Origin of the sequence: Mesorhizobium sp. M7D.F.Ca.US.004.03.1.1, assembly GCF_003998635.1 — a bacterium.
GTDB lineage: Bacteria > Pseudomonadota > Alphaproteobacteria > Rhizobiales > Rhizobiaceae > Mesorhizobium > Mesorhizobium loti.
In genome coordinates, this window is the sequence record NZ_RZQG01000460.1 from 1 (window position 1) to 4,745 (window position 4,745).

The following is a 4,745-nucleotide window of genomic DNA, read 5'->3' on the forward strand; positions in this document are numbered from 1 at the left end:
CCGATGGCCTGTTCGGTTGGGTGACGGCCGCCGCCGACGGCCAGCCGGAAACATCGGGCACGCAGGCAAGGCTCGAAGCGGCAGGGCTCTCAGTGACGGCGCTTCGGGTGGTATGGACGTCTGGCTTGCTCAGATATGGCCCCCATGCCGTCCGCAGCGATCTCGACCCTGAAGCCAAGCGCCGGCTCACCGTGTTCCTCACCAACCTCAAGTCGATGACGCCTGATATCTACGACCTCCTGGAATCAAAGCATTCGGGAGGCTTCGCTACCGTCGCGCCAAAGGATTACGAGATGGCCGCTTCTATCGTGCGCTTCGTCTCGGACAGTGCCCCACAGCAATAGTGCTCCGCAGCAGTAGCGCAATTCCAGGAAACAGAAGAAGTGCGTGATTATTCTCAGTCTGCAGTTGCGTGGCAACAGAGAGCTGAAGCGGTCCTGCGAATCGCCCGGCTGTCTCTGTTCAACAGTCGCCGCAAGGGATAGTCACGCTTCTGCGGGGGCGCAGATAGTAGGTTTCGCCCATCGTTATATTGCTGAAAGCCGAGGTCAATCCAAGTTTCTGCTGGTTGCTGGCCGTCCAGGCGATGACCGGCGTGTAGCCGAGATTGCTTTCGACGCGGATGAGGAAGGTGCTGGCGACCTTGAGCGTTGCTGGAACCGTGGTTTCCGTGGTCGCCGCGGCGCCGGCGCTGGCGACGCCGGCGACCAACTTGCGTGACCATACCACCAGTGCCTTCGTCGCATCGGCCGAGACCTGTATTGCCGTGATGGTGATGGTCGGGGTCGAGCGGTTGTAGGGCTGAAGGGTCACGCTGCCGATCTGCATGATGGCGTCGACATCCGCCTTGACGACGCTTGTCTGCTGGGTGACGAGATCGGCCACCATGCTGCCGATACGACTGACCTTCTTGCTGGTCTCGATGGCCTGTGACGCCTCCATTGTCAGGAAATACATGATCAGCAAAATTGGCATGATCAAAGCGAATTCGACCGCCGCGATGCCGCGGCGATCGGACCAGAATCGATTTGCTTTCCGCCAAACTCCTGCAGTCCTAAGATGTGCCCCCGCACGCATCATACCCATTGCCCTTTTTCTTTTACTGCCTGTGCATCCGCCTCGAACTCAGTTGTCGAACGGCTCGTTCTGCCAGGTCACCGATGCGAAATGCAGAGTCTTGTTGCCGCCCATCGACTGCGCCAACAGGTCTGTCATAATAGGCCACTTGTAGAAGACGCGAAGCATGTTCCTCGACTCCGCCGCCCCCGCCGTTACTGCAAACGATTGGGTTGCGGCGCCTTTCGTCAGTACGACATCACCGTTCTGGATCATGAAGCCCGCCGTGGCCGCGTCGGCGAATGTTGTATATTGGCGGAGATCCACCAGCAGCTGATTGGGACAATCCTGGGAAACGATGATCTCAAGTTTTGTGCAGATCATGTCCCGCAAATTGGTCCCGGCGACGTCGGTCGATCTCAACTGGCCGGTGCGCAGCTTGCGCGCGACATCGTCGGTTATGTTGGCCATCACTTCCTGGCCGGCAAACGCGATGCAGCTTTCCAGAATGGCAAAGACAAGCAGGGCGAACGGAACTGAAAGGATTGCGAATTCGATTGCCGTGGCGCCGCGCCGGTCACGTAGGAAACGGGCGAAAAACCTTGGGCGTTTCGCTTTGTGGTCGCCTGTGCAGCCGAATTCCTTGCTCATGTCTGATCCTGCCGATCTCTATGCGGTCTCGGAAGGAGCATTAGCGCAAACCGATTTAGGTCCGGTTTGGATGATCGTTAAAGTCAGCGCCAGCTTCTTAACCAGCCGATAACCTGAACGGCATTCGACTACGCCATCCTACCGGCTGACGCTCATCTCCGTTTCGGAGGCCTTCTCCGCATCGCTCTTGTAGGAGCTTTCGCAATAGGGCGTGCAGGACATCGTCTGTATTTCGGCACGCCGATAGATACGCACGGATGAGGCGGCCTGCCGCACGACGGTAACCTGCTCGTCGACGATCGGGCTGCCATCCGTGTCGAGCACGACCAGATTGGTGACGCCGAAGCCTTTGCCGGTCAGCACGATCGTCGAAGCGTCCTGCACGGAAGCGTCGGCGATTGCCGGGTTGCCAACCACGATCGTGTCGGCAGGGCGCGACAGTTTGACGATCTTGGCCTGGTTCATCGTGACCTCGATGCCAGCGCCGGCCATTGCGGGCGCGATGAAGGTCGTGGCGGCAAGAAGCGCGGCAATCAGGATTGACGATCTCGGCTGGGCCATTGAGGCGCTCCACGCAAGCGGACTGATCAACGGAACATGAACGAGATTGGTGAACCAACGGTTAAGCGCGCGTCGTTACCGATGGTGCAATGGCGACAAGGCTACTGTGAGGTGCGGTCCGGCTCGGGGTCGCAAGCGCCACCAAACCCGTAAACGGAAGGTCGGTTGGCATTTAGCCTGGAGTTAACCACGCAATATGTTCGAACCGGGAAAGGAATCGGTAAGGCTGTTTATTAAGCCGATCGAAAGAGCTTCTCCCTAGATTGGCAGCATCCGATCAACCATCACAGAAGTTGACGGAAGTGCTGTAACACGTGGAGTAGGAGCTCTCAAATGTCTAATCTCATCGCACGTTTTGTGAAGGACGAATCCGGCGCGACCGCTATCGAATATGGTCTGATCGCCGCTCTCATCGCGCTCGCCATCATCACCGGCGCCGGCGCGCTCGGCAATGCACTCAACGCTAAGTTCACCACTATCGGAACCACCTTGAACAGCGCGCCGAGCGGCAGCTGATCGGCCTTATCGCCGAGCACTTGGATTGCGTTCTGGAAAGGGCCGCCACGTGGCGGCCCTTTTCCTTGCCGCTGCCAGTTCAGTATCAGTCATCTTTTCGTTCCGGGCCTCATCAATCGTTAATCGAACATGCCTAGATTGAGCCCCGTGAAATCGGACAATAGGCATAGCGCCGATGCTTGAAGCCCTGATCTTCGTCGTTTTTCCGTTCTGCATGTTGTTTGCCGCGATCTCCGACATGCTGTCGATGACGATCGCCAATCGCGTGCCGGTGCTGCTCGTCGTTGTCTTCGCGCTGGTTGCGCCGCTGACGGGTATGGAATGGGCGGCCTATGGCGGACATTTCGCCGCCGGCGCCCTGGTCCTTGTCGTGACGTTCGGCCTGTTTGCAATGGGCGGCATGGGCGGCGGCGACGCCAAGCTTCTGGCTGCCACCGCGATGTGGATGGGTCTCAACGTGAATCTCGTCGAGTATCTTGTCGCCTCGACAATCATCGGTGGCCTGCTGACACTCGCGATCATCCTCTACCGGAAGTCACCGCTTGCGGCCGTTACCGGCCAAAACCCGTTTCTGCGCCATTTCGCCGACGAGGCAAAAGGTGTTCCTTACGGAGTAGCCCTTGGCCTTGGCGGGTTGCTGACCTATCCGGATTCGCCTTTGATGGTGTGGGCGCTGGCCAGGCTGTCGGCCTGAACACGATCTATTTTTTTATTGATCAGCGTTGCCGCAACAGGCTTTCAACAAGGCCGGCCCGGTCATTTCTGCCGGTCAGGCCACGTTCCGTCCAATTTATGTAAACCTTAAATTAATCACGATCGTAAGCATTACATTAACCTTGTTTTGACGATTGCCGCTGCAAAGTCCGGCTTGGCTACGTGGTTTGCCAGGGCAAGGGTTCGGACAGATGCCAGCATCGCGATTGATAATTCTGAGCGTGGCGGTGGCCGCGGCGGGCGGCGCTGGGTATGTCGCGAAAAATATGGTGGCACCGCAGCCCCAGGTCGTCGTCGATTCCGGCCCCCAGGCCCCGGCGGTATCTCTGCAGGATGTGCTTGTGCTTTCGGGCGACGTTCCGATGGGCAGCCCGATCGAGAACAACATCGCCTGGCAATCCTGGCCCGCCGACGGCGTCAACGCGAATTTCATCACCCGCACCGCTGAGCCTGAGGCACTGGACAAGCTGAAGGGCTCCGTTGCCCGTGTGGCTATGTATGCCGGAGAGCCTCTGCGGCGTTCCAAGTTGATCGGCGAGGGGCAGAGCTTCATGTCGTCGATCCTGCCTTCCGGCATGCGGGCTGTGGCCACGGCCATCTCGGCCGACACGTCGGCCGGTGGCTTCATTCTTCCGAACGATTTCGTCGATGTCATCATGACCCGCAGGGCCGATGCCGCCAGCGGTGCCGCCGGCTTCAACACCGAGACCATCCTCAAGAACATTCGCGTCCTGGCCATCGACCAGACCATTCAGGAGGACGAGGAAGGCAAGAAGACCAGGGTGGGCCAGACCGCCACGCTGGAACTGACGCCCAAGCAGGCAGAGATCATCACCGTCGCCCAACAGATGGCGGATCGCCTGACCTTGGCGCTGCGGGCGGTCGCAGACACGCAGGAAAAGAATCTGGGTGAGGCCGACTATCTCGTTTCCGGCAATGGCCGCAGGGGAACGGTGAGGCTGATCAAGTCGGGCGAAGTTTCCGAAGTAGGGGCAAGGAAATGAGGCTAAATGGTAAACTGCCGGCAATTGTAGCCGCGGCATTCGGCCTGCTGCTCGTCGGAACGAATTTGCAAGGCGTTGTCGAGGCAAAGAACGCGCAGGTCACGGCATCGACGGCCACCCAGCGCGTCAAGCTCGGCCTCAACAAGTCGGTGGTCATCGACCTGCCGAGCGATGCCTACGATATTCTCGTCGCCAACCCGGCGGTGGCCGATGCGGTCACCCGCACCGCAAGGCGCATCTACC

Annotated in this window: 8 protein-coding genes; 5 read left to right on the forward strand and 3 right to left on the reverse strand. The window is 59.1% G+C overall.

Translation table 11 applies throughout. The annotated features are described in order from the left end of the window. Positions 1–344 (forward strand): PhnD/SsuA/transferrin family substrate-binding protein (locus EN935_RS22740; RefSeq protein ID WP_164771269.1); only part of this gene is annotated, 344 nt, incomplete at its 5' end. Between the two features lie 118 nt (positions 345–462). Here the strand turns inward: EN935_RS22740 and EN935_RS22745 are convergent. The 3 genes from EN935_RS22745 to EN935_RS22755 all read right to left on the reverse strand — a co-directional run bounded on the left by EN935_RS22745 (position 463) and on the right by EN935_RS22755 (position 2,268). Beyond that, positions 463–1,080, reverse strand: a complete 618-nt coding sequence (locus tag EN935_RS22745) for a TadE/TadG family type IV pilus assembly protein (protein ID WP_109666435.1) — start codon at positions 1,078–1,080, stop codon at positions 463–465. Between the two features lie 45 nt (positions 1,081–1,125). Next, positions 1,126–1,707, reverse strand: a complete 582-nt coding sequence (locus EN935_RS22750) for a TadE/TadG family type IV pilus assembly protein (protein ID WP_127262822.1) — start codon at positions 1,705–1,707, stop codon at positions 1,126–1,128. Positions 1,708–1,845: 138 nt separating this feature from the next. Continuing rightward, positions 1,846–2,268 (reverse strand): pilus assembly protein N-terminal domain-containing protein, encoded by a 423-nt coding sequence (locus EN935_RS22755; protein ID WP_109666441.1) that lies wholly within the window; start codon positions 2,266–2,268, stop codon positions 1,846–1,848. A gap of 333 nt (positions 2,269–2,601) precedes the next feature. On the opposite strand from EN935_RS22755, the gene EN935_RS22760 reads away from it, so the two are divergent. The 4 genes from EN935_RS22760 to EN935_RS22775 form a co-directional block, all read left to right on the forward strand. After that, on the forward strand, positions 2,602–2,784 hold the full coding sequence (locus EN935_RS22760) for a Flp family type IVb pilin (RefSeq protein WP_109666443.1): 183 nt from the start codon (positions 2,602–2,604) through the stop codon (positions 2,782–2,784). A 175-nt stretch (positions 2,785–2,959) separates the two neighbouring features. After that, the gene (locus EN935_RS22765; RefSeq protein WP_127262823.1) at positions 2,960–3,478 is read left to right on the forward strand and encodes a prepilin peptidase; all 519 of its coding nucleotides are present in this window, start codon (positions 2,960–2,962) and stop codon (positions 3,476–3,478) included. A 211-nt stretch (positions 3,479–3,689) separates the two neighbouring features. After that, positions 3,690–4,502, forward strand: a complete 813-nt coding sequence (cpaB, locus tag EN935_RS22770) for a Flp pilus assembly protein CpaB (RefSeq protein WP_109666448.1) — start codon at positions 3,690–3,692, stop codon at positions 4,500–4,502. Beyond that, on the forward strand, positions 4,499–4,745 hold a 247-nt coding region (locus EN935_RS22775), incomplete at its 3' end, for a pilus assembly protein N-terminal domain-containing protein (protein WP_206534551.1). The genes cpaB and EN935_RS22775, both read left to right, overlap by 4 nt.

Bases quoted from the DNA above. Each gene is read 5' to 3' on its own strand.
- EN935_RS22745 (WP_109666435.1), bottom strand. From the start codon at position 1,080: ATGATGCGTGCGGGGGCACATCTTAGGACTGCAGGAGTTTGGCGGAAA.
- EN935_RS22750 (WP_127262822.1), bottom strand. From the start codon at position 1,707: ATGAGCAAGGAATTCGGCTGCACAGGCGACCACAAAGCGAAACGCCCA.
- EN935_RS22755 (WP_109666441.1), bottom strand. From the start codon at position 2,268: ATGGCCCAGCCGAGATCGTCAATCCTGATTGCCGCGCTTCTTGCCGCC.
- EN935_RS22760 (WP_109666443.1), top strand. From the start codon at position 2,602: ATGTCTAATCTCATCGCACGTTTTGTGAAGGACGAATCCGGCGCGACC.
- EN935_RS22765 (WP_127262823.1), top strand. From the start codon at position 2,960: ATGCTTGAAGCCCTGATCTTCGTCGTTTTTCCGTTCTGCATGTTGTTT.
- cpaB (WP_109666448.1), top strand. From the start codon at position 3,690: ATGCCAGCATCGCGATTGATAATTCTGAGCGTGGCGGTGGCCGCGGCG.